Source organism: Paenibacillus sp. FSL E2-8871 (genome assembly GCF_038000345.1).
In the GTDB taxonomy this organism is placed as follows: domain Bacteria; phylum Bacillota; class Bacilli; order Paenibacillales; family Paenibacillaceae; genus Paenibacillus_AQ.
The window spans coordinates 1,692,126-1,716,447 of sequence record NZ_JBBOBV010000001.1; the positions used below are offsets into that span (position 1 = coordinate 1,692,126).

Annotated in this window: 20 protein-coding genes and 1 other annotated feature; of the genes, 4 read left to right on the plus strand and 16 right to left on the minus strand. The window is 42.9% G+C overall.

Features of this window, described 5'->3' with window-relative positions:
• Nucleotides 1-4: 4 nt before the first annotated feature.
• The 4 genes from NYE25_RS07785 to NYE25_RS07800 form a co-directional block, all read right to left on the minus strand.
• Nucleotides 5-1,900 carry a family 20 glycosylhydrolase gene (locus NYE25_RS07785; protein ID WP_076298790.1) on the minus strand — a complete coding sequence of 632 codons (1,896 nt, stop codon included), beginning with the start codon at nt 1,898-1,900 and terminating at the stop codon, nt 5-7.
• 124 nt (nt 1,901-2,024) lie between these two features.
• Complete coding sequence (locus tag NYE25_RS07790) at nt 2,025-3,656, minus strand: extracellular solute-binding protein (protein ID WP_076298789.1); 1,632 nt, start codon at nt 3,654-3,656, stop codon at nt 2,025-2,027.
• A 57-nt stretch (nt 3,657-3,713) separates the two neighbouring features.
• On the minus strand, nt 3,714-4,613 hold the full coding sequence (locus tag NYE25_RS07795; RefSeq protein WP_341145612.1) for a carbohydrate ABC transporter permease: 900 nt from the start codon (nt 4,611-4,613) through the stop codon (nt 3,714-3,716).
• A 25-nt stretch (nt 4,614-4,638) separates the two neighbouring features.
• Nucleotides 4,639-5,607 (minus strand): ABC transporter permease, encoded by a 969-nt coding sequence (locus NYE25_RS07800; RefSeq protein ID WP_341128518.1) that lies wholly within the window; start codon nt 5,605-5,607, stop codon nt 4,639-4,641.
• A gap of 250 nt (nt 5,608-5,857) precedes the next feature.
• Between NYE25_RS07800 and NYE25_RS07805 the strand changes: the two genes are divergently transcribed.
• Together NYE25_RS07805 and NYE25_RS07810 are read left to right on the plus strand one after the other, a co-directional pair.
• Nucleotides 5,858-7,297 carry a response regulator gene (locus tag NYE25_RS07805; protein ID WP_341145613.1) on the plus strand — a complete coding sequence of 480 codons (1,440 nt, stop codon included), beginning with the start codon at nt 5,858-5,860 and terminating at the stop codon, nt 7,295-7,297.
• The gene (locus NYE25_RS07810; protein ID WP_076298786.1) at nt 7,284-9,062 is read left to right on the plus strand and encodes a cache domain-containing sensor histidine kinase; all 1,779 of its coding nucleotides are present in this window, start codon (nt 7,284-7,286) and stop codon (nt 9,060-9,062) included. Before NYE25_RS07805 ends, NYE25_RS07810 begins: the two co-directional genes overlap by 14 nt.
• Nucleotides 9,063-9,133: 71 nt before the next feature.
• Here NYE25_RS07810 and NYE25_RS07815 read toward each other — a convergent pair whose 3' ends face one another.
• The 5 genes from NYE25_RS07815 to NYE25_RS07835 form a co-directional block, all read right to left on the minus strand.
• Nucleotides 9,134-10,531 carry a sulfatase gene (locus tag NYE25_RS07815; RefSeq protein WP_341145614.1) on the minus strand — a complete coding sequence of 466 codons (1,398 nt, stop codon included), beginning with the start codon at nt 10,529-10,531 and terminating at the stop codon, nt 9,134-9,136.
• Between the two features lie 106 nt (nt 10,532-10,637).
• Nucleotides 10,638-11,471 carry an AraC family transcriptional regulator gene (locus NYE25_RS07820; protein ID WP_341145615.1) on the minus strand — a complete coding sequence of 278 codons (834 nt, stop codon included), beginning with the start codon at nt 11,469-11,471 and terminating at the stop codon, nt 10,638-10,640.
• 39 nt (nt 11,472-11,510) lie between these two features.
• Entirely contained in the window at nt 11,511-12,488 is a 978-nt protein-coding gene (locus tag NYE25_RS07825; protein WP_076298783.1) for a formylglycine-generating enzyme family protein, read from the minus strand.
• A gap of 36 nt (nt 12,489-12,524) precedes the next feature.
• A complete protein-coding gene (locus NYE25_RS07830) occupies nt 12,525-13,058 on the minus strand; it encodes a chromate transporter (RefSeq protein WP_076283424.1) in 534 nt (177 codons plus the stop codon).
• 11 nt (nt 13,059-13,069) lie between these two features.
• Complete coding sequence (locus NYE25_RS07835) at nt 13,070-13,732, minus strand: chromate transporter (RefSeq protein ID WP_256716245.1); 663 nt, start codon at nt 13,730-13,732, stop codon at nt 13,070-13,072.
• Nucleotides 13,733-13,918: 186 nt separating this feature from the next.
• Here NYE25_RS07835 and NYE25_RS07840 point away from each other — a divergent pair, with 186 nt between their 5' ends.
• Entirely contained in the window at nt 13,919-15,118 is a 1,200-nt protein-coding gene (locus NYE25_RS07840) for an ROK family protein (protein ID WP_341145616.1), read from the plus strand.
• Between the two features lie 65 nt (nt 15,119-15,183).
• Here NYE25_RS07840 and NYE25_RS07845 read toward each other — a convergent pair whose 3' ends face one another.
• From NYE25_RS07845 to tyrS, 3 genes are all read right to left on the minus strand, one after another.
• Nucleotides 15,184-16,428 (minus strand): anaerobic sulfatase maturase, encoded by a 1,245-nt coding sequence (locus tag NYE25_RS07845; RefSeq protein ID WP_341145617.1) that lies wholly within the window; start codon nt 16,426-16,428, stop codon nt 15,184-15,186.
• A 211-nt stretch (nt 16,429-16,639) separates the two neighbouring features.
• The gene (locus NYE25_RS07850; RefSeq protein WP_042189061.1) at nt 16,640-16,927 is read right to left on the minus strand and encodes a hypothetical protein; all 288 of its coding nucleotides are present in this window, start codon (nt 16,925-16,927) and stop codon (nt 16,640-16,642) included.
• A gap of 204 nt (nt 16,928-17,131) precedes the next feature.
• Complete coding sequence (gene tyrS / locus NYE25_RS07855) at nt 17,132-18,391, minus strand: tyrosine--tRNA ligase (RefSeq protein ID WP_341145618.1); 1,260 nt, start codon at nt 18,389-18,391, stop codon at nt 17,132-17,134.
• 139 nt (nt 18,392-18,530) lie between these two features.
• Nucleotides 18,531-18,761 (minus strand) — a binding site (T-box leader).
• Nucleotides 18,762-18,912: 151 nt separating this feature from the next.
• Between tyrS and NYE25_RS07860 the strand changes: the two genes are divergently transcribed.
• The gene (locus NYE25_RS07860; RefSeq protein WP_076286742.1) at nt 18,913-19,359 is read left to right on the plus strand and encodes an Lrp/AsnC family transcriptional regulator; all 447 of its coding nucleotides are present in this window, start codon (nt 18,913-18,915) and stop codon (nt 19,357-19,359) included.
• Nucleotides 19,360-19,435: 76 nt separating this feature from the next.
• Here the strand turns inward: NYE25_RS07860 and NYE25_RS07865 are convergent, their stop codons facing one another.
• The 4 genes from NYE25_RS07865 to NYE25_RS07880 form a co-directional block, all read right to left on the minus strand.
• A complete protein-coding gene (locus NYE25_RS07865) occupies nt 19,436-20,986 on the minus strand; it encodes an acetamidase/formamidase family protein (protein ID WP_076286741.1) in 1,551 nt (516 codons plus the stop codon).
• A gap of 252 nt (nt 20,987-21,238) precedes the next feature.
• The gene (locus NYE25_RS07870; RefSeq protein WP_341145619.1) at nt 21,239-22,051 is read right to left on the minus strand and encodes a DNA alkylation repair protein; all 813 of its coding nucleotides are present in this window, start codon (nt 22,049-22,051) and stop codon (nt 21,239-21,241) included.
• 112 nt (nt 22,052-22,163) lie between these two features.
• Nucleotides 22,164-22,844 (minus strand): Crp/Fnr family transcriptional regulator, encoded by a 681-nt coding sequence (locus NYE25_RS07875; protein ID WP_076286739.1) that lies wholly within the window; start codon nt 22,842-22,844, stop codon nt 22,164-22,166.
• An 81-nt stretch (nt 22,845-22,925) separates the two neighbouring features.
• The gene (locus tag NYE25_RS07880; RefSeq protein ID WP_076286738.1) at nt 22,926-23,981 is read right to left on the minus strand and encodes an LLM class flavin-dependent oxidoreductase; all 1,056 of its coding nucleotides are present in this window, start codon (nt 23,979-23,981) and stop codon (nt 22,926-22,928) included.
• Between the last annotated feature and the right edge of the window lie 341 nt (nt 23,982-24,322).

Consider the following 24,322-nt stretch of genomic DNA (forward strand, 5'->3'; position numbering starts at 1 on the left):
CTTCTTATACTCCTGCGATGACGGACGGTGTTGCGATCGTGTGCCACAAATTCGCACTTATCGCCCTTGGGCCGTCATCGTCAACGAGACCGTCGAACGTAAGTAGCTCCTCTTCTAATTCAGCTATCTGTTCCACTTTCCCTTCGACATAACTATTGATTCGATGAATAGCCGTCCTAATCCTCTGAAGCATACCTCCCATACGAAGATCAAAAACATCAAGACCAAACACCTTATTTTCCAGCTCCCATTGCACCCGATAGTCATCCATAAATCGAACGGCTAAATCTGATAGTTCTGGCAAAGTCACCTTGGCAAGATGAGCCAATTCCTCAACATTCCCTCGATGATAAGCATCACGTATGGAAATCCCAATTTCGCTCTTTATCGCAAGCAAGCGACACAAGCTGGCTTGTACAGAGAATAAGGATTGCCAAGGCGAATTCCGAGTAATCGCCTGTTCGAGCATTTTCGCACTTTGCTGATAATGCTTCGAATACACGCTAGGAATAACATGTCGATCGAACAAACCACACAAAATGTCTTGATAAAGCAAGTATTTAGCCGGATTGATGGAACACCCCCCCGGAACCGAATTACCTGGAACCAGGTTAGCCGCATCGAGTGCCATAAAGTCATCATAATGGCCTTGCACGCAGCTACTGAATCTTTCTTTGACATGATTCTCCACGAAACATCCCGTGTAGCACAGCTCCGCCCAAAGTTGAAGGGTAGGAAGAACCGAGAAGACGGAAGCTTCAGCACCATTATCTCCCCATGCGGTAATCAGCACTTCTTGAATTCCATGCTTAACACAGCTATCATGAGCCAGCAGACTGACTTTGCAGCTGAATTCATTGTTTGGAGCGAAGCCCATCCATTTCCAAGCACCACCTGCAAATCCAATATGATCATTCAGCTGCTTATGTTTGCGTAACATTCCGTCGTATTTCTCCTGCGTTTCCGAATAGTAATCCCAATAGATCAAGGTAACATCTTCAGGAATCAGCTTAACAATATCGGGGCTGATTGGACTTTCAGCATCGTAATATTCTCCGGAACTGACCAGACGGAAAAACATGTCGCTCCACATCATCGTACGGAAACCATATTTCCTTGCGATTTCCATAACAGTACTAAAGTGTTTTAACATCAAGGAGGATCGATCTTGATACCCATGCTTGTCTAGATATTTACCAAGTCCCATCATATGCGCTTCGTCCATCCCAATATTTATGCGACGACTGCTTACATGGGTCGCCATGAAAGCGAACATTCGATCAATTAACTCGTAAGTTCTCGGATCATCAATGAGGAGAATGTCTTGGAAATCCACTAGCGGTGCATGTGCTTGCCATTTCAATGCTTGGCCCAGATGAGCCAGCGTCTGGATACAAGGAACTAATTCTATACCAAATAACGCGGCATACTGGTCCATCTCCCGAATTTGCTCCCCTGTATATCGACCTCTTAAATAACCGAAATAAGGATACCCCTCAAGTTCGTAGGTGTCTTCCGTATACAGTTGAACCGTTGAATATCCCATAAGCGCTAAGCGCCGAATCAATTCCTTATATCCTTCATGGTTAAGAACAGCATTTCTTGAGCAGTCTACCATGAAACCTAGCTGTTCATAAACCGACATTTCATTAATTCCAACTCTCTCACCACGACGTAAATTCTCTAGCAATCGGCTGAGTGCCCGGATCAACTGATGTTCCTGTTCATACTCAATAGTGGCCTGAATCTCATCGTAAGATATTCGAATGCCCTTCCCTTGTTTCTTACAATTTACTGGAATCCCTGACCGTTCTATTCGGATACTCAATATTCCCGCTACTTCTGAAACAGCTGCTAACTGTTTCTCGGTTAACCCTGTCAAGTGAATGCTATGTATCATAGACTTTCCCCTCCTAATCTTATTATAAGTATGCGATCAGTAGCGCCGCACATTCTTGGTTCTTCTTCAAATCATTAAACGGAAGATCCGGGCTGCTTCAGCCCGGATCTTCTCTATCCATCAATTATTCAATACCTTGTTCTTTGGCCTTCGCATTTACTTCTTCTATCATTTTATCAAGACCTTTAGCCTTATAATCGTTCACAATGTTATTCCAGTAACTCTCAACGGGTTCTTTGGAAAGCATGATCTTAAGCAGATCATCATGGTCCAGCACAGTAAATTTATCCTTTGTTGGGGTGGACAAATACGTTAACCGAATGTCGTATTCTGGAACCTTCGTATTGTTCTGAATCCAATCGATATAATCGACAGCTTCTTTGCGGATCCCTTCGTTAGCGATCGTCGGGTTATCCATGTTATAGCTATCTGAAGTTTCATAAGCCACCAAATTTTTTAGAAATCTGCTAGCAGGATACTTCTCATTTAATGAACCCTTTTCAATGACAACCTTCTGCCCATTTTCGATCTTGTAATCGACACCTTCAATGCCATAAGTCAACAGGTCCTTACCTTCAGGAGACAACACATAATCATAGAGTGCCATGATGCGATCCATCTTTTTATCGTCAACCTTATTGCTGAAATAACTTTCCGACCAGTACGTTTTAAAAATAGCATGTGAGCGTTCACCATCAGGTCCAATAAGTGGCTTGAGTGCCTTTACGCTCTCCATGATATCTTTATCCGGATAAGCTGTTTTCCAGCGTTTTTCATACATATCGCTATTTAAATTTATAAAGCCGCCACCGCTTAGAAGAGCAGCTGCTTTACCTGCTACGAAATTGTCATAAGACTCTGCAGGCTTTACAAGCGCGATGTCTGGATCGATCAAACCTTTTTCGTACATATTCTTCATGTTTTGTAACGCCGGAAGTGCATTTTTCGAAAATACAGCAGGTATAAACTTACCGTCCTCTTTGATCCATTTAAAGTCACTGCCGCTTCCATCACTCGTGGCGACCGGGTTACCGTACAACCAGAAGAATCCGCCCAGCATCTTGGTAGTTGTCGTCGTAAGACCGGTAATATGCTTACCTTCCGGATCCGACTTGACGATTGCATCAAGCATAGCTTCAAACTCTTCCCAGGTCTCGGGTTCTTTTGTGATTCCAGCTTTTTGAGCAAGATCCCATCGATAGAACACCATACGATCCAGCGCGCTCCAATCGACACTCGGGAACATCCGGCGAGGAACGGTATAATACTTTCCGTCTACACCTAAACCTTTAATGTCCGGCGATTCGAAGTATTTTGCAAGGTTAGGATACTTAGAAAGATCCGGAAGTGCTTTGACAACACCTTGTTCAACCCATTTACGCTGATATTGCGTACCGACAGCGTCGATCGCGAAAATATCAGGCAATTGACCGGAAGCAGCCCACATTTGAATCTTCTGGGTATAGTCATCCCAGGTCATATTGACAGGTTTTAATGTAATGTTGAATTTTTCTAATACTTGTTTGGCGATCGGGTCTTTTTCGATGTTAGCAATTTCAGCATCCGCGTCCCAGAAACCAAGAGAAATGGTCATTGGATCCTTGTAAGGGTTGTCCGTGGAATTAGAAGAATCCGGAGATACTTCACCGTTTGATGCCGCCTGCCCTTTGTCGTTATTGCCTCCACCACAAGCCGTGAGCACCGAAGCCAATAAAGTTATGCATAATGCCAGTGTCATCATTTTCTTTCTAAGCATGCTTGAAACCTCCCTTTATACTATTTTAGGATAGAATCAATCTATTTAAAATCTTTCTTATCCTTTTATCGAACCAACCATAATGCCTTTATTAAAATGCTTCTGCAGGAATGGATAAACAACAATAATCGGAATACTCGAAACTACAATTGCTGCCATTTGAAGTGCAGGTGTGTAGACCTTCCCCGTCTGCTCCTGCTCGGCCATCGTCTGTGCCATTTGACTTAGCAAGGAATTCGAAGTAATGAGTGTCTCACGTAAATAAATCTGAAGCGGGGCCTTTGAAGCGTCACTGATAAAGATCAACGCGTACCACCATTCATTCCATCTTTCCACAGCATAGAACAAAGCAAAGGTCGCCATGAATGGGGCAGAGATCGGAATAATGATTTTGTAAAGGATGTACAGATCATTCGCCCCATCCAGCTTAGCTGACTCTTCCAGACTTTCTGGAATCGTGTTGAAATAGTTTTTCATAATGATCAGGTAAAACGTATTGAGACCGGCGGGTATGATCATGACGAGTATATTGTTTACGAATCCTAGATCTTTAACGACTAGATAAAAGGGAATTAAACCGCCATTGAAAAACATAGTGAACAAGATCAAACTAAGCATTATGTTTCTTCCCGGCATGCCCCGCTTGGATAATGCGTATGCTCCCGCTACAGAGATCGTCATGCTGAACAACACGCCAACCGCCGTTACGATGACAGAATTTAAAATCGAAGTCCAAAACTTCATATCCTGAAGCAACAGCTTGTATGCCGACAGGTCAAACGAAAGCGGAAAAATATAAAAGTCGCTTTTACTAATCGCTTCGAACTTTGCAACTGAGATAATAAGAACATTATAGAAGGGAAAAAATGTTACTAGTGCTAGAAGCCCCAGAACCACGAATGCGACGATATCGAAGACACTCCATTTTTTTCTCTTTTTAACCATTGTGTCGGTCACTTGCTTCTCCCCTTTTCCTGCCAAATTAATACAGTCCTTCCTCGCCCATCTTCTTAGCGAACGTATTGGCCGCCCATAAAAGGATTAGGCTGATAATGGACTTGACGACACCCACGGCGGTCATATATCCAAAGTCGCCTCCAATCGTGAATGAAGTCCGATAAATGTATGTATCGATCGTGTCGGCAACCGAATATACCGGTGAACTATACAGATTGAATATTTGCTCGAAGCTCGAACCTTGCGTCAATAATTGTCCAACTTGAAGAATTAACAAAACTGCGACGGTACTCTTCAAGCCCGGCCATGCGATGTTTAGCAGACGGCGAAACCGGTTCGCTCCGTCCACTTCCGCCGCTTCAAACAGCTCAGGATTGATCCCTGCAAGCGCCGCTAAGTAAATGATTGAATCCCAACCGATCTCTCGCCACACATGTGTGATATACAGAACGGGTCTAAATGCACTTTCATCTACAAGCGGAGAATTTGGATCCCCGCCAAACAACATGATGATCTGGTTATAAATCCCGTCCTTGCTTAAAATATTGATGATAATCCCTGACAGCACAACCCACGAAATAAAATGTGGAAACGTCAGGATCGTCTGAAAAAACCGCTTCATTTTTGTCCTGGAAAACTCATATAAAACAATCGCCAGGATAATGGGCATCGGAAAATGAGTGATCAGCTTCATCAAGCTGATAATGACCGTATTCCAAAATGCCCTGCGAAAATCGGGGTCGGTCAACAGCGTTTGAAAATTCTCTAAGCCAATCCAGGGACTTCCCAGGATCCCCTTACTGTAATCAAAGGATTTGAATGCTAACGTTACACCGTACATGGGAGCATAGCTGAAGAGGGCGTACCAGATTAACACCGGTAGAACCATGAGGTAAAAATACTTGTACTGTAAAATCGTTTTTCCTAGGCTTTGCTTAGGAGTACGAGTCTTTAAGCTTCGCTTAGGCGTACGAGCGGTTACAGAATCAGCCAATCTTCTCCCCACCTTTCTGTATGAGATTGTTTATGCTTGTAAGCGGTTTATATGGTAAATTATATCGGGAGTGTAAATTCTCTTGTATAGAGGATACAACTCCGGTCATGTGGATTTTTCACACCTTTGTGGGTGACCTTCCTGTGACACGTAATATCGGACATAGTGAGCGTAAGATAGTCCATACCCCCCTTGATCCACAATCGCTAGGATAAATCTAAGAGCTCCATATAGAAAGGGGGATTCACTTATGCGTTCAGTGATTATTGCAGATGATGAGAAGTGGATTGTAGAGGGAATTAAAGCAGGAGTGAATTGGAAGAAATACGGCTTTGAAGTGATCGACGATGCCGAAAACGGGCAAGAAGCCCTGCAATTAATTCAATCGCTTCGCCCCACCCTTGTTCTAACAGATATTAAAATGCCTGTAATGAATGGGCTAGAGCTCATTCAACGTGGCAAAGCCATCGCACCTGATACAATTTTCATCGTACTCAGCGGACATGCAGAGTTCGCTTATGCACAAAAAGCGATGAATTATGGTACGTTCGGATACTGCCTGAAACCTTTTGAAATCGAAGAAATTGAAGGAATGCTTAACCGAATAGCCCAGCAACACGAATCGAAGGTGGCTAAAGAAATCCCTGTCCATGACTTCGAACTATATGAAGCGGTTTGTTCCGGAGATCTTGAACGAATTAGCTTATGGTTGGACGAGAAGCGAATACCCTTGTCGGAAGATCGCCCTCATATCCCCATTGTTATCCAAGGGTTAAGTTCGCCCGCAAATGTCGGGCAATTCTCTTCCTTGGTCTTCCCGATGAGCCGCCGACGTTATGGTTACTTATTGGAAGAGTGCCAATACGAAGTCTTCCTTCGGGGTCTTGAACATACAGAGGTTGTACAAGAATGCGGGGTCGGGATCGGTCCTCCTATTTCGGATATACATCAACTGGATGCGGCTTTAGAATCCGCTTCTCATGCTGCTTTCAGTATGTTCGCAACGGGGATGCCTGGATGTTATCGGGTGAATCCACAACAGGAAATACCGATCGACGAGAAGCTCAAAGAGATCTCCCGGATTCTTCATAATAAAGACCGACTCGGTTTTATAGCAGCCATGGAATCGATAAAGAAATTATTCAAAGAGGGAACGTTCACCATTAAAGAAGCCTATTTGCTCTACACATCGATCCTCTACTTATTTCCTCGGGAAGGGACTCGGGTTAACGGCCGTTTTTTTGAAGGATATGAACAGCTCTATTATCGATACGGTACGGCTGAAGCTATGATCGATGATTTGATTCTTATGACACTTGATATTTTTATGAACAGAAACGAAACTGATATTTCACGAATTTCAAACCACAAAGTCAAAGAAATCATGTTGTACATCCGCAACCACTTCAATCAAGAAATTTCGATTCAGCATTTAGCCAATCAGTTCTTCTTAAGTCCAAATTACTTATGCCAACTATTCAAGAAAGAAGTCGGCGAGACCATCATCGAACATATCAGTCGTTTAAGAATTGAATACGCTTGTAAAATGCTGGTCGAGACCGACCTTTCCATTTACCAAATCGGTGAGAAATGCGGTTTTCAGGATTATTTTTACTTCACACGAATTTTTAAGCGGCATCTCAAAATGACACCTACGCAATATAGGGAACAAAGCAATGAAGACATTTAAGAGATTATCCATCCGTACTCAGGTTCTGTTATTTGGTTTATTTATTGTTGCCATTATCCCAATCATCGTTTCACGAGTCTACCAACTATCAAGCGAGACCATCATTAATCAAAATACGCAATACAATACGGAGCTGGTCTCCCTTCTCAAGCAACGGATTTCTAACAACTATGCCAACGTTTCTTCCATGATGATGAATGTAGGATACGATTCGACCGTCCAAAAGTTCCTAGTCGAGAATGATAAGCTTCGTGGCTACGACCTATCCCAAAAGGTAGAGGGGCTATTGAGTATCGCGCGAAATATGAATACGGACATTTTAGATATTATTGTTATTGGTAGCTCTAACACACGTATTTCATTAGCGGGAAGAACCAAATATGCCGTCGATCTTATGAAGACGGCTGGGGATGATGGAATCGTTCATTATCGCGGATACAGTCCTCCAGACAAGGTCATCGACAAGAGAAAATTACTGTTCGGGATGAACATCTTTGCTTCAGGTGACACGTCCCTATATGGCGAAAAAATCGGCTACATCGCAGTTATTGTGGATATGAAGGCTATTCAAACTGAAATTTCAGAGTACCCTCGATTAGTCGGAACCAGCTTTTTTATGATGGATGATAAAGGGCTGATCTACTCAAATAGTGATGAGCCGGAGGACATGCTCCAGCAGTTTCAAACTCGGGCAACTGGAAGGGATGGAGAGTCAATCGTCGAAACAGTTAACGGAAAGAAATATGCAATTCAGTCCTTTATCTTACCGGAGATCTCCGGAAAAATTATAACCGCTGTTCCTGTCCATAATTTAATGAAAGAACTGGAGAAATTAAAGAAGGTCAGCTATGCTCTTCTAGCATTAATCTTATTGGTCGTCTCTATTCCCTACTCTGTACTCATGATGAATCTCTTAAGACCGTTGTCTAGGCTTATGCGCTATATGAATCAATTAAAAGGCGGAAGTCTAGGAATATTGAACAATAAGGTCGATTTAAAAGGCTATGCTGAAATTGAAATCATCTCTCGACAGTTCAATGATATGACAACACGGATTCACGATTTGACGGACCAATTAATCGATGCAAACACCCAGCTTTACCAGACAGATCTGGAAAAGCAACGTGCCGAATACTCGTATTTGCAAAGTCAAATTAATCCCCATTTCTTAAGCAATACTTTAGATACAATCAAAGGCGTTGCGATCGTAAAAGGAAATCGGGAAATCTACGAAATGACTACCGCCTTAAGCACAATGCTCAAGTACAGCATCAAAGGCAAGGAGGAGGTAACTCTTGGGGAAGAGCTGAAAATCGCAGAATCTTGTGTGAGGATTTACCAAGGCCGTTTCCCTGACAAATTCAGTTACAAGCTGTTCTGTCCACAGGAATGGTTACACATTCCCGTACCTAAAATGATCCTTCAACCTATTGTCGAAAATGCGCTTGGTCATGGACTTGAGGCTCAAGGTCAGGGAGTCTTGCTGATCACAGTAGAGAAAAGCGAAGCGGGACTGCTTGAAATCGCTGTAGAAGATAATGGTGTAGGCATCGTTGCTGCGAGACTGGAACAGCTAACCGAGCTGCTGGCTGGTAAGAACATAGAATCCGGTGATCATATCGGGCTCCTAAACGTCAACAACCGTCTAAATCTTAAGTACGGTGATCCCTGCGGCGTTCTGCTGTACAGTAAGGAAGGTAGCGGGACGAAAACCGTTTTGAGGCTTCCCGGGGCTTTAATTGATCAGCAAGAAGCCAGAAAATAAAAAAGGAGGTTGCCCATTCAGGGGCAGCCTCCTTCTCAGTTGTCTTTCTTTCCTAATTCAAAGGGACAACGCTAAGCATCCTTTGAGGATGAGCTCGCATACTCTTTCGCATGATAGGGTCCACCTTCCATAAGTACCGTCCATAAGGGATCGATATCACAGTCCATGGAGCTCATCATGTTGTCATGCCATTCATTCAACAGATAGACAGCCTTCATACAAATGTCTTTACGCACTTCGGCGAGATTATGTTGTTCGTAAGGATCATGCTTCAAATCAAACAACATTTCTTTCGGAAATCCATGGTGTCCGTCATGATAGGTGCGTATATATAACCAATCCTCAAATCGGATGCTGCGTTGACACACATGCGCGCATTGTGAGATTACGAGATACTCACGCCCTCCTGATTGTCCCTCCAGAATGGTATCAGCATAACTTTCACCATCCCAAGAAGGAGCCCCTTTCAAATTCAGAAGGCTTGCTAATGTCGGTCCGAGATCAAGGTGATAATGTAGCCCATCCTCCACTATTCCCTTCTTGCCGCCTGGCCAGCGAATAATCATCGGAATGTGGCAAGTCGCCTCGTCTGCCGTGCCGTGCTCGGAGTAAATCCCTAGCTCGCCCAGGCTCTCTCCGTGATCCGCTGAGATCAAGATAGCCGTATCTTCCATCACGCCAAGTTCTCTCAGCTTAGAAAATACTTTCCCGAGATGCTCGTCCAGATACTTAACTCCAGCATCATAGTTGTCAAAGATAACTCGCAGGTCATCACGATTCTCTATCTCCAGATGATGCCTAAAATGCTGATGATAATGCGATTTCGCGAGTGCATTCATATCTTCAATACTATGCTGCCCCTTTTTACTCCGGTGAAGCTCAAACGCGTCTTCCGTGATCCAATCGGGTAAAGGCTCCTTCTCGAACGGATTACCGTAGCTCTCGGGTGTACGATAAGGCGTATGCGGATCCCAGAAATTCAGGTGCAGAAACCAATTTTCGGACTCCCCATTATCCTCAAGCCATTTAAGTGCCACAGGAAGTACCTGCTCTGCCGTCTCATGCCCCCTTCCACCAACATTGAACACTTCTTGAAAACCGGCATTAAAGGTCCAGGCCGAGTGCCGTTCGGCGAAGGTGCTAATCGACGCGGTTTTCATGGTTGCTTGCCTTAATATAGCGGGAAGACTCTCCATTCCCAGCCGGTCATTAAATTCGCGTTTCGCCCCTTCTCTACGCATATCAGCAGCGGTCCCGCCATGTCCTACAATCCCATTATGAATGCCAAATCGTCCCGACATTAAAGCAGAACGGGACGGTAGACACGGCGCATCTGAACAATAGTAGTTGGTAAAGGTGACACCTTCTTTAGCGATTGAATCGATATTCGGGGAGGTATTCCGATGATAGCCATAACATCCCAGATGGTCCGGGCGAAGCGAATCCAAATCCAAATACAAGATTCTCATGAGTTATAACCTGCCTTTCCTTTTAATCGAAATGGTTACGCATCGATTCGGGCAGTTCAGAATGATCTGCTCATGCTTATAGAGTAAATGAATATGGAAAGCTCCGCTATGGAGTAGCGATGTTTGTTTTTGTATATTCGATACTTTTTCGGTACTCTGCCGGACCCCTGCCGTATTCGCCACGAAATACCTTACTGAAATGCGAAGCATCATAATAACCACATCTCTGGGAGATATGCTCGATGGTATAATCCGTATACTCCAACATTTGTTTAGCTTGCTGCAGCCGTAATTTCCGTAACATTTGCATAGGTGTCAATTTATATATTTTCTGAAACGCCCGGCTAAAATAAACAGGATTCATATGATATAGCTTGGAAAGCTCCTCTCTACTAATCTCCTGATCAAGTCTCTCCTCCATATATTTCAACGCCTCGTTAAAGCGGTCCGTGACATAGGGATCTCGTGATGAGCGGCGCCCGCCAAGCTTGGTGCTCTCCATAATTTCATAAAGGAGAAAAAATGCCAATGAACCGACCTGAACATTTCTGAAATCTTCCTCCTCCTGCAACCACAGGCTTCGCAGCTCGTCAAACCTTCGCTCATATTCGCTTTGATCCCGAATCCGAATCACCTTGCCTAGCGGGAATAACTTGAAGAAATCATCTCCGTCTTTAACTTTAGCGTTAATATTAAACAGATAATGTACGCCTTCCATTTTGGAGATCACATTAAAAGGCTCATTAGGACGGTGGATCATCACGTCTCCGGCAGAAGCAACATATTCTCCCTCGGAGGATGTCGTCAATACCTCACCTTTTTGGATGTACGAGACGGTATAACAAGACTGGACGTAATCGAATAAGACCCGCTTCTGATATTGAATTTTTATGACGTCCAGCACGGTGATATCAAACTGACTATGAATGATAGAGGACAAAGAAGTTCCTCCTTCTAATGTAGTAGTCTTTATGTATTCTCAACCGGTATAATCAGCCGCACATCGAAAGCCAATATTTCCTGCAGAGCTGTCTGGTGTATTTTTGCTCCTGGCCGCCACCCGATAACGGTTACAATAAGATTTATGGCACAAATACGATCCTCCGCGCATCGACCTTGCTACACCACTTACCGGGCCTCTCGGATTCTCGGATTCGGAAGTTAAATGATAGGCCTTAGTAAACCAATCCTCGCACCATTCCCACACGTTTCCTGACATATTATAAAGACCATATCCGTTAGGTAGATAGGATTTCACAGGTGCCGTACCTGCATAACCGTCGCTGGCATGATTTTTATCAGGGAACTTTCCTTGCCAAATATTGCAGCGATGCTCACCGCCCGGTTTTAATTCGTCCCCCCAAGGATATCGTTTCTGAACTAGACCCCCTCGTGCGGCATACTCCCACTCCGCTTCCGTAGGCAGACGTTTGCCGGCCCAGCTGCAATATGCATCAGCATCATGCCAAGATATGTGGATCACCGGATGATCAAGGCGTTCGTCTATATGAGAATCCTGACCTTCCGGATGACACCAATTCGCGCCCTCTACTACCCACCACCAGGGAGTTTGAGTAGCTACTTGGATCACCTTTTTCCCTGTCTCCATGGAAACAAAAGAATGAAACACATAAGACCAACCGAAACGCTCCGCATCTGTAACGTAGTTTGTTTCCTTGATAAAAGCAGCAAACTGCTTATTCGTAACTGCCGTTGCATCAATCAAAAAGGGAGATAAGGTAACATTCCTAGCGGGACCTTCTCCGTCTGCGGGGAACCCTTCTTTGTCATCCGTCCCCATAAGAAAAGTGCCTCCAGGAATAAGGATCATGTCCGAGAAATCTTTATCCCCTTCTGGTCTTTGGATAGTTGTGTTCTCCTTACAAACATCGATGGAACCTTGTTTCTCGACTTGATTTCGACTAGCTGAACAGCAAGCCCGTATATTCTCTGACATGTACTTACCTCCAATCTGGGATCGTCCCGGCTCTGTCTAAAAAAAGGCTACACCAAGAATGCCCGAGGCAACGATAATGGTGAGTGGATGCAGCTTATATTTCATTAAACCATAAAGTGCAGCGAATACAATGATCAACGTGCCAATGGTCTGCCAACTAATGAAAGCGTGTTCCATGCTATTTAATCCAAATCGAATCGCAGCATAGGCAATCAAGCCTGTAATCACTGGTCGCAAACCATAAAATAACGTTTTAATCCATTGACTGTCCCTCACCCGATAAAAAAAGATGGAAATAACAATGATGATGATTAATGAAGGCAGAACCATGCCTAATGTGGACACAATCGCTCCTTCTATTCCGGCTACACGATATCCAATCAAGGTTGCACTGTTCGTAGCAACAGGGCCCGGTGACATCCCTGCGATGGAAACTACCTCTTGAAATTCCCTTTCAGATAACCAACCACCAGCCATAGCTTCATGCTGAATCATCGGAATGATGGCGTACCCTCCTCCAAAGGAGAGCAGTCCAATTTTTATAAAGATAAAAAATAAATTCCAAATCACATCGCTTCCCCCTAGATGTAATACTCCGGATAATTCGATTCTTCATCAGAAGCTTTCAAGGAATCCTTCTCTGTCCGAACTTGGAGCCCTAAGAGCTGTTTGATTGGCATATATACAAAACCAATAATCAATCCAACTGCGATCACGTAAATGGGATTGATTCCGGAAACTAATAAAACAATCGGTATAACCAACGCTGTAACAGCCGTAGTCTTGTCAAATATAGCGTTCTTGGCCATTCGATATGCTGCTACTAGGATCAAAGCAATAACAGCACCATGAATCCCCTTCATGGCGGCAATAACTTTTGGTTGGTCGGCCAGTTGTGAGTAAACGGCGCTAAGCAAACAAACAATGATAAAGGTTGGAATCGTAATCCCAGCGATTGCAGCAATCGCACCCTTCACACCAGCAAGACGATAACCAATGAATGCCGCCGCATTTACACCTACCCCACCTGGTGCTGCGCCAGCTAAAGATAGAATTTCATCCATCTCCTCTTCAGCCAGCCATTTCCGTTTAGTGGAAATTTCCCGTTCGATCATAGGGATCATCGCATAACCTCCCCCGAAAGTTACGGGACCGATTCGAACAAATACCCAAAACAACTGGAACAATAGACTTATCCTTAGGTCTGTATTCGTAGTCACATTTGTTTTCATAGTTGTTCTCATGGATTCCACCCTTATGTTTTCTGTCGTAATTTCATTATATCACTTTTTCCCAAAATGGAATTAAGTTTTTTGAACGGTAAAATACAATCTATGGTTTATGCGTTATACTATATTAATGTTAATAAATACAAACTTTATAAAATACGATCTTACTAGTTCATCCTATATATAGCTTGGAGGTATATCGTGGAAAAGCGCTCGACACACATTCCATCACCAAAAAAACTCCTATACGACCGAATCGCCGAACAAGGCACTGTTTCCAAGTTAGATCTTCTACAGACATTTTCACTTACCAAAAGCACAATGACCCGAATATTAGATGAGATGACGGAAGAAGGCTTGCTGATAGAATGCGGATTCGGGGAATCTAGCGGAGGCAGAAGACCTATTTTATACCAGATCAATCCTTCCTACGGCTACATCATCGGTTTAGAGATTTCCAGACTGTATTCTTCCCTTGGTTTATTTGATATGCAAATGAACCCAAAATCAATTGTTCACTGGCGAATGGATCAGGCATTCACACCTGAAAGATTTATGGATCACATAAGTAATCAAATACGCGCCTTCCTTAGAGACCATCAGCTGAAGGACAGTCAAATTATTGGGATAGGAATAGGAGCAGTGGGACCGCTTGACCGGGAAAATGGTTTAATCTTAAAACCGCTACACTTCCCTTCTTCTGGATGGAACAATCTCCCTATTTGCAAACTGGTGCAGGAACGAACGGGCTTCAAAGCTTTACTCGACAACGGTGCCAATTCCGCACTCCTTGGAGAACGATGGTCCATCCGTCACGCTAACATTCAACATATGCTCTATGTTCATGCTGGAGCAGGACTCCGCTATGCGATGATGTCGCATGGAAGTATTGTTCATGGCACGATGGATATGGAAGATGCCATTGGTCAAATGATCATCCAGACAGATGGACCCCGATTAAATAATGAAGGGAACTACGGAGCTCTGGAAGCATTCGTATCTGTGCAGGCGCTAGAACAAAGTGCGCGCTCAGAGGCGAAAATAGACAACGATCTGATCTTCCAAAGATATAAAGTGGCGCCTGAGAAACTAACTTATGATGTATTGGTACAAGCCTTTAGAGACGGTAATCCACATGCGCGTGAATTATTTACTCAAGCCGCCATTCACTTCGGTATTGGCCTCGCCAACGTTATCAACCTGTTTCATCCTGGGACCATCATTCTAGGTGGTGCGCTCATCCACTCTCACGAGTTGTTTTTCCAAACGGCGGTTGAAGTGGCACAGCGAAACACTTACCGTTATCCTGAATACCAACCTCACTTCTCCCTAGGTACATTAAAAGAAGAAGCTGTGGTGACTGGCGCGGCTATTATGGTGAGAAATCAAATGGTTCTTTAACATAATAAAAAGGTTGTCCCACAACCATTTGCATGATTGTTGGGACAGCCTTTTTTTAATTTGAGCTATAGTGGTTGACAGCAACTCTTAAATTTTTTCCCGCTTCCGCAGAGACATGGATCATTTCTACCTGGAAGTGGTTTGGCACTTTTCCTGAACTCCAGCATCTGCTCCGATTTAAGTCGGTTTGCTAGCAGTATCATCCGTTCATAGGCATATGAGTAGAACATTTTATAACTACGGCAGAAATAATCAACCTCAGTACGATCATGAACATCAAGCCAATTCCGGTTGCGCGGACATCCCCCATTGCAAAAGCTAAGATACTCACACTTATAGCATGATTCATTCATATTGGGTTTCATTAACAAAAAGTCATCATATATGGGGCTGGTAAGCAATGCTTCAAGGTCGGTATGGCCGATATTTCCTAACTTGTGCTCTTCATCTATAAAGAAATCGCAAGGATAGGCATCCCCGTTCGTTTCAAGCACCATCATCTTCGGGCAGCATGAGTTGTGGACGCATAACTCCGCCTCATGATGCATGAATACTAGAAGCATATTCTCAAAAATACGAATGGGAAGCTCCGGATACCCATCGTTGTACCACAGATCAAATGTACGGCATAGAAACGCTCCGTATTGTTCAGGTGTAATTCGAAAGCGGCCAGGCATATCACTCTTCTGTGAAACAAAATCCATGCAAGGGATAAACTGAATATAAGGAAATTGTTGTTCCTGGTAGAATGCCATCAATTCGTCTGGTTTCATCACATTATCTTCATGAATCACCGTCAGAATACTATAGTCCACACCTTCATTCTGTAGATGGCGAATCCCACGCATAACTAGATCATAACTACCTTTCCCCGAACCCGTTATACGATGTGCATCATGAATAGGCTCAGGACCGTCCACACTAATCCCAACCAAATAGTTGTACCGTTTAAAAAATTTCGCCCATTTCTCATGAATTAGCGTTCCGTTGGTCTGCAGCGCATTACTGATCATCGTATGAGGTGGAGCGTACTTAGCTTGGAGTGAAATCACGCGTTCAAAATATGGAAGTCCGGCTAATAGCGGCTCCCCTCCTTGCCAAGAGAAAGTCGCTATACCAGATGATCTTTTCATGTACTGAGCGATAAACCGCTCCAGAAGATCCGTATCCATCACTCGGATCGGATGATGAGGATGTCCCCCTGCTGTGCTGTAATAGCAATAATCACAGGTTAAATTACAATCCTCCGAGACGGTTTTCCACATGACATGAAGAGTCTCAGGCCTCGAGGTCTGTATGCAAGTTGTCATACGATTCTGCCCCTCCTATATAAATACAACCTTTATGAAACCTATTTCCTATTTCTTCAATTAAATCATAGGTATGTGCATCAACGATGAGTAAAACATCATAGTTTGTCGAATATCTAGAGATAAAAAAATACACTCCCCATTGTCTGTTAAAACAATGGGGAGTGTATTTTCTTTGAAGATAAATAGAGCATTACCAGACACTGTTTCTTTAATTACGGACGTATTCCTTATTCGCTGTTTCCAACATTGATTTCCAATCCGCAAATTTAGTTTCTCTAACTACATGACGATCAAAAAGTTCATCAGGTATGTCAGCAACATCTTCTTCTGTCTTTACTTGAAAGTTTCCTTTGGTTACAAACTCATCGAAACTTTTGTAATTGGAATACTTACTCATAAACGCTTCATTAAACAATTTCTCGAAAGAGATGTGATTGGGATCTTCTTGATACGTTTTCTGTCCTTGTAACTCATTCATCAATTCTTCCATGGTCATTGGTTTTTGTCTTCTCAAATTACCACTCCTAATTTTCTGTTATAGTTGTAGAATATCATGTTAATCCATAAATCACACGAATCCTAAGCTTACCATAATTTTCGCTATTTCACCTTTCAAATTTCACTTAATATGCAAATGATCCGCCTCTATACTTAAAATACAACAAAAAACCTCCCTTATTCATAAGGAAGGCTCTTATTTTTAGGACAATTTCACCAAGCTGTAGTTTTTCTTACCCTTACGGATAATGATAAACCGGCCGCCGATAGCTTCGCTAGCTGTAACTTCCAGTGCTACGTCGCTAACTTTCTCACCATTCATGGAGATTGCTCCTTTGGTGATATCCTCACGTGCTTGACGCTTAGACGGCTCGATACCGAGATCAATTAACCACTCTACGATATTTTTAGATTCCAGTGTAGTTTCGTAGGTCGGCATTTCCTTGAAGCCTTGCTCGATCTCATCAGCAGTTAGGGATTTGATATCTCCACTGAACAGAGCAGCAGTAATACGTTTAGCCTGCTCCAGCAATTCTTCACCATGCACGAATCTGGTCATTTCTTCAGCAAGTGTTTTTTGTGCTTCGCGTTTATGCGGTTCAGTCTGTACTTTTTCCGCAAGTGCATCAATTTGCTCTTTAGATAGGAATGTAAAGTACTTCAAGTATTTCACAACATCACGGTCATCAGTGTTCGCCCAGAACTGGTAGAACTCAAACGCAGTCGTTTTGTTTGGATCGAGCCAGATTGCCCCTCCAGCTGATTTACCGAATTTTGTTCCATCAGCTTTCAACATAAGCGGGATCGTTAGACCGAATGCTTTTGCTTCAGGTCCTTCTTTTCTACGGATCAGATCCAGACCGCTTGTAATGTTGCCCCATTGATCGGAGCCACCAATTTGGAGCTGCACATCTTCATGCTGGTACAGATGCAGGTAATCTAGGGATTGAAGGATTTGGTAGGAGAATTCAGTAAAGGAAATTCCGCTGTCCAATCTGCTCGCTACAACATCTTTGGCAAGCATCGAATTGATGCTGAAGTTCTTACCATAGTCACGCAAAAATTCGATCACATTGATTTTATGCGTCCAATCGTAGTTATTCACCATACGAATTTGATTGTCGCCATCAGTAACGAACAGTTTTTTCATTTGTGCGGTAAGCGCATCTACGTTAGCTTGGATTTGCTCCAGCGTCTGCAATGAACGCTCGGATTGTCGTCCACTTGGATCACCGATCGTACCCGTAGCACCGCCAATTAGCATAACCGGACGATGTCCTGCAAGCTGGAATCTTTTGAGTACCATGAACGGAATCAAGTGACCAATATGCATACTGTCACCCGTCGGGTCTACACCGCAGTACACCGAAACGGATTTCTGGTTGGTCAATTCTCTAAGCCCTTCGGCATCGGTTTGTTGATTGATGGCATCGCGCCATTCTAGTTCATCGATAATATTCATTGCCTAACACCCCTTAAATTAGTAGATATCCTATAACGAATCATCAGTCCGCCAATCGAATATAAGGATAGTTGATGAAGTGAAACAAATAAACCCTTATATTTAAAAACAAAAAAATCGTCCCCTTGTCTATTGTAGACATAGGGACGATTGAATAACCGTGTTACCACCCAGATTGCACCAATGAAACGCTAATGCTAAAACACAGCATTGATGCCACTCGTGACGAGATATCGTTCGCCATTCCGCTCGGTGTTAGCCGAGATACTCCAAAGTGTAATTCGTACTCTTAGTGTGTACCGGGTTTCATCAACCCCCGGCTTTCTGAAACAGGGACTAAGCTACTACTGGGCTTCTTCAACGTATATCGTATATAAGATTACAGCCAGTATAGTGAAATAATTCTTCAATGTCAACATCTTAAGCTGAGAATGCTGAGACACACTCCTGCTGTGACGCACTACTAGTCATTGCCTGTTTTTTTCTGTTACAATTACGAAAAAAGAGGTGAACGACTCCGTATGCTTGATCCAATCGATAATCATATATTAGAACGCCTAACTCAAAACAGCAGAATTTCCTACACCGATCTAGCTAAAGAAGTTAATTTATCAAGTGTCGCGGTTAAGGATCGTATTGATCGGCTCGTCAATCAAGGAATTATTGAGCAATTCTCAATCGTCATCAACGCAGAAAAATTAGGAAAGAAAATTTCGGCGTATCTAGAGCTTGAAGTGGAGCCTGCCCATTTAAATCATATTGTCAGAGTCCTAAAAGAAAATGAACGCGTAGCCGTACTTTATGAAATGACAGGGCCATGCATTCTTCACATTCATATTCTAGTTGAGAACCTTGAAGAGATGGAGCGGTTTATGCATGAATCCATCTACTGTCTGGATGGTCTAGTCCGTGTAGAAAACCAAATCTTATTAAAACGCCACAAAAATCAGGATGGTCTAAATATATAAAAAAAAGAACCGACTTTAAGACGGTTCTTCTCTGGTTTGGATCTTATTATGTTTATGAAATGATTGCTAATTCAACCTACTCTGTTTTAGATAACTTAGCTTTATAAAATTTCGCGAAATATTCGCTGACCTGAACCTTCTCTTTTACAACTTCTATTGGAGCAACAAGCTTAACGATCTCTCCATTGTACATTCCTGTCGTCGCCCCGACTTTCATCTCTAGAACATTATTATTGTAGCTTATAGTTACTGTCTGAGTAGTCAGCTTCCAGCTCACCTTCGCACCAAAGCTTTCAAAGCTGCTACGTAATCCCACTGCCTTGCGCTCCGAATCACCGAATTGGCCTTTATCGATCAAAGCATGCACACCCCAGTTTCCATCCACCACCTGTGTAATTCCAAAATCCGCGGACACAGACATCAGTGAGTACGCTTCATCCTCGCTCAATTCCATTCCAGCCATTAAAAAATCTTTTGTTTTATGAGCGGCATCCTTCATTGCTTTGTCGATGGACGAGTTTTTGAAAATATCCGTCTGAGCACTAGCCCCCAGCTCCTCCAAATAATTGGCGTAGCTGAAGCCATGCACAACCCATTCGTATTCATTTTCAAGTAATGGGAAACTTAACCCACTCAGTTTTTGGTTAAGCGTTGCTTTTTTATGAAGAATAACTTGTATATCACCAGTAACTGATGTCTCGATCGCAGTTCCGTTAATCTCTGAATCCCCTTGGCCGGCATGCGGGTCACCAATTGACAGTAGCGCACCCGGTACGGATACAGGATAATACATCGTTGCACCTTCAGTAATCCGCCAATCATCAACGTTGCCACCATTGTATGAAGGAGGTACTGAATCTACAATATCCGCTTCTTTAGGCGCCACACCCATCGTGCCGAAGTGGAGACGTACTGGAATCTTTATACCTTTCAATACATCAAAGTTCTTATCAATCGTATTATGGTCTACAATTACACCTGGGTAGTCGATTGTCGGGTGCACTTGACCATCCGGATCGGTTTGCACTGTCCATTTGTAGTTATAAACAGCTGTTGCATAATCCGTCCCACCTTCAGTATCCATCTCATAGATGGTGACCACTTCACGTTTTTTCGGCTCCTCAACCATATCTCCGTATAGATAACCCCAGTTCGCCGCGGCATTCACGCCATAGGTTTTGCCTGCATATTGGTCATTTCCATTAGGTCTCAGCTTCATGTCCAGAATCTTCACTTCCAGAACATCCCCTGGCTCAGCGCCTTCTACTGCGATAGGTCCCGTCAAAATATGTACGCCTGGTCCACGAAGCGCTTCGTTCTTCTCCCCTTCTATCCAGTGAAAAACATCTTCAACACCCGCATCCCCTTTAATCATCCGATCGTAATCATCACCGGAATGATGCGTAATGGCCTCAACCGTCACAATATCTCCCGATTGTACTGTTAAAGCTGGATCACCTTTACCAATATTCCCCCAGCGAACAGTCTCCGAATTCGCCTTTAGAACATGCGTTTTCGGTTTATACGCACTTTCCATCGCGTCAGCAAAAATAACATTAACTGACGAGTCAGCTAACAAAACCGCCGATAAAATGACACTAACCTTCAGAAATATTTGTATTTTCATAGTCAAATCCTCCTCAACTCAATTTTGTGTTAGTTTTTATAACATTTTGTGTTTTTGAGTATAACATAAGGATACGAGATTAACAATATAAATATTTATGCGCTTCTAGGTTTAAATAATAAATCAGAACTATTAGATATCTTTAATTATCCAAGCCCCCTTCTTCGTTACAATAAAAAAACGCCAACACTTATTAGCTAATTAGCCATAGTGTTTGACGTTTATCATCCATTCTAAAGCGACAATTCATTTTCAACGTAGATCAGTAATACTCCTAGTTGCCCGTGTTACAATCCGTTTCGTTTCCTTGGAATCCGAAGAAATTAACCACTTCTCACTAAGCTGTTGCACCCAGTCTGGATTGCTTTTACTCGCATCGTTCAACCAATTACTTACAGAATCCTGAACGTATTTTGCCGGATCTGACTTAAGTGGTTCTAATAATTGAAGTGCTATTGCTGGGTTTTCTTTTAGCGCAGTAATATGCTTCGCCCATACCCCATGTGGCCGCGTCAATTCGATTGCATATCTCCTTATGTTCGTATCTTGATCATGAACCCAGCTCTCTAAGAACTTAATGGATTCATCCAATTCTGCAATGACCGATTCCCTTAAAGCCATCCATGAAATCTCACGTACCCCAAAATGATCATCCGCTGCAAAGGGACGGATATCCATTAGCTTTTGCGATAGACTTAAAGATTGATTTAGACCGATCATATAGGCAGCCCAACAGCGGACACTATCGGAACGATGCTGCGCTAAAGCTGAGAATACTCGGACTTGTTCCACCTCTGATTTGCACTCCAATACCTGTTGCCACTCCCGCGCGATAGCCGGTATGAGCTTCATGATTTTCTTTTCCGATGAATCGCGAAGCCTTTGTAAAATTAGTTCGGATTCCTGTCCAAAACCTAGCTCGTCCAGCACATTTTCCAACAAAACCATATGGTCGACAGCAAGCCATTCCGTTAGATTTACAGTCTGTAATTGTCCTTTATGCAATAGTCCTACAACATCAGCAGGAATATCGCTAACTTTTCGAGCTCCCTTCCTATGCTCCATAGAAATCTTCCCTTCACCTATGATTTTAAAGGCTTGGATAACCTTCTTCTTATATCTAGGATACGGGTATTTCTAACCACAAAGATGTAATCTCATTTACAACTCATAATCTTTATAAATTTCTTTCCAAAATCTTATCATGATGGATACGTATAGTTTTGAACCCAGTCTGAAGCACCTCAGCTTTTACCAATTCTTGCAATGCCACAGTAACCGCTTCTCTGCTCGCACCAATCAAATTGGCGATTTCTTGATGTGACAGTGGAACATTGATTTTATAATAATTATCCTCACTTTTAACGCCTAGTTGATCAGATAGCTTTAAAAGAACGCACAATATTTTATCATGCAGATTTCCGATGGCTAGGTTTTGAGTTAACTGACTCATACTTTTTATACGATCACTCAATACTTGCATTAATGACATCAAAAATCTAGGTCGAGTAGCTACGAATTCTTCAAATCTTACAGGATCAATTGTACAGATATGACACTCTTCCATGGCTTCAATGTAATGATCTTTGGTTCCAAACGAAATCACGTTCATTTCACCAAAAACATTACCCTCACTCAGAATATCCGAAGTAAACTGCTTCCCATCCGCATTCAATCGGTATAAACGCACCTTTCCTTTTTTCACAAAAAATAATCCTTCAGAGAAGGTTGTCGGTGTCTGGATATATGTATTTTTCGGAACTACTGTTATTCGAGTTAACTCTTCCATTTCCATTAGATCTTCCAGCGCTAACGATTGAAGCAAATTGAATTGAGATAAATAATGAATAGTCTCCATTGCCCCTCCCTTATATAACGTTATTCGTTATTTTAGTATACCGCACAAAAAAAGCCACGTCCTAAGGACGCAGCTTATTCGTTAACGATTACTTGCTTCCCAGCGCGCTACTTCTTCACGAACACGAGGAGCTACTTCCGTTCCCAGCAGTCTAATCGCCTGCATAACATCCTCATGAGGCATTGTACCGTGGGGCATATGTAAAAAGAATCGCGTAATTCCCACATGCTTGCGAAGATGAATGATTTTGTTCGCAACGGTTTCTGGATCACCTACGTACAGAGCGCCATCAAAGCTGCATGCTGCATCATAATCGGAACGATGGTATGGCGGTGTCCCTTTTTCCTTCGCCCGCACATTGGTCCGAGCATGCGTTGAAGGGAAAAATTTCTCCAGTGCTAACTCATTAGTCTCAGCAATAAACCCGTGTGAGTGTGAGGCAATAGGCAGGCTTGAAAGATCATATCCGGCTTCAGCCGCTGCTTTTTTGTAAAGCTGCACATGCTTCGCATAATCAAGCGGCTGAACATTTCCAATAATAGCTAATACAAAAGGTAAACCTAATGCTCCAGTGCGGATCGCAGACTCTGGACTACCTGCACTCCCAATCCAAATCGGTAACGGATCTTGAACCGGACGCGGGTAAATCCCCAAATTCTTTATGGCCGCTCGATGTTTACCACTCCAGGTTACTTTTTCTGACTTTTGGATGGCTAATAACAATTCCAGCTTCTCATTAAAGAGTTCTTCATAATCTTTCAGATCATAGCCGAATAATGGAAAAGACTCTGTAAACGAGCCGCGGCCGATCATAATTTCTGCACGTCCATTCGAAATGCCATCTAGTGTTGCAAAATCTTGAAATACACGTACGGGATCTGCTGAAGACAGGATCATTACGGCACTGGTCAAACGAATTTTCGAAGTCAACGATGCAGCTGCAGCTAACACAACCGCAGGTGATGAAGCCGCATAATCATTACGATGATGCTCGCCCACTCCGTATACATCTAGTCCCACCTCTTCGGCAAGTACAATTTCCTCCACTACTTCACGTAGTCGTTCTGCATGACTTATTGTCTCACCCGTTTGGACATCGGGCGTTGTCTCGACAAAGGTACTTATTCCAAGTTCCACTTTCGTTTCCTCCTAAAGTTCTGCACGATGCATTATTCTCTGGATGTAAATGTTTGAATATTCATAATTACATTTAATCAAGAAACCCATTATAATAGGATTCACCGATAATTCCAACTATTTCAGATCCCCTCGATTATTGATCGGTCTGAGGTGCCCTTATTTTAATGGTTTTGTCCATTTTGCGAGATTATTGGACTCAGATGCTGCTTTTTGCTCAAAACCAATACCAAAATGTGTGTTTTTATAGAAATAACAACTATACGGTCCGAAACTAGTGCGATGTAAGAGCCAAGACAATATTAAAAGACCACTAATCACCTGAAAAACGGAAGTTTAGT